The sequence below is a fragment of the Peribacillus sp. NPDC056705 genome (assembly GCF_043656335.1).
Window position 1 is genome coordinate 1 of the sequence record NZ_JBHTYI010000214.1, and the last position, 1,271, is coordinate 1,271.

Below are 1,271 nucleotides of genomic sequence, written 5' to 3' on the forward strand. Positions count from 1 at the left end.
GTATATTCGTCCAGGACTTCCGAAGACTGATAAGGCTGAAGCAGTGCTGCTGCATTGGAAGCTTTCGTGGCTGGATCCAAAATCCGGTCAAAGTTATATTTCACCGCTTCCGCATTAAACGGGGTACCGTCATGGAACTTCACGTCCTCCCGTAGCTTGAACGTATAGCTGAGCCCATCCTCCGAGATCTCCCACTCCGTCGCCAGCCACGGCTTGATCGTATGGTCTGGCAGTTGAACCACCAGACTGTCGTGAATCGTGCGAATGACGCGAACCGATACCGCTAGCCCGCTGCGGTGCGGATCCAGCGTGTCAGGCGATGTTGCAAGGGCATAGCTGAGCTCTCCTCCCTGAGCGGGCACGCCTTGCGTGGCGACTAGCGTTCCGGCGACTGTTGTATTCCCTGAAGAGGCTTGCTGCCCTCCGCAAGCGGACAGCAGGAGCATTAACCCCAGAACAGCAGCGGTAACCGACTTTCTTCGATTTCGAGCATGGCTTCTCATATCCATAACGACTCCCTCCACATCCGAATTATGTTTGTAATGGTTCCCGGGTATAGCGATTGGCCGGAACGGGAATGCCGAGATTTCCTCGCAATGTGTCCTCCTCGTACTCGGCCCGGAACAATCCGCGTTCCCTCAGAATCGGCACGACCAGGTCCACGAAATCCTCCAGCCCGTTCGGCACCGCTGCAGCAATTATGAAGCCATCTGCCGCGCCTGCCTCAAACCAAGCCTGAATCTTGTCTGCCACCTGCTCCGGGGTGCCGATAAACCCGCCGCGGGGTGTGGCCGACTGCAGCGCCACTTGACGAAGCGTGAGCCCCTTCTCCTTGGCGTCCCGTTTGATTTTGTCGGTACCGCTCTGGAAGCTGTTCCTGCCCAGTTCGCCCAGCTCAGGGAATGGCTCATCCAGCGGGTATTGGGAGAAATTGTGATGTTCGAAGAAGCGGCCGAGATAGTTCAGGGCATTCTCGATGGTCACCAGGCTGGCGACTTCCTGATATTTGCGCTCGGCTTCCTCCGGGGTGTTGCCGATGATCGGACCAATGCCCGGGAAGATCAATACTTCGTCCGGATTTCGACCGAATCCGACTGCACGTGCCTTTACGTCCTGATAAAAGGCTACCGCATCCTCCACACGCTCATGCCCGGTGAATACCGCATCGGCTTCCTTGGAAGCATAATTCTTGCCGACTTCGGACGCACCCGCTTGAAAGATGACCGGCTGCCCCTGCTTGGAACGGGCGATATTCAGCGGTCCTTTCACGG

The 1,271-nt window shown here is 57.0% G+C and carries 2 protein-coding genes; both read right to left on the reverse strand.

Annotated elements, in window-relative coordinates; translation table 11 throughout:
- The coding region (locus ACFRAK_RS29035) for an ABC transporter substrate-binding protein (protein ID WP_394573203.1) at positions 1 to 509 on the reverse strand (509 nt) is incomplete at its 3' end.
- Between the two features lie 22 nt (positions 510 to 531).
- On the reverse strand, positions 532 to 1,271 hold a 740-nt coding region (locus tag ACFRAK_RS29040; protein WP_394573204.1), incomplete at its 5' end, for an LLM class flavin-dependent oxidoreductase.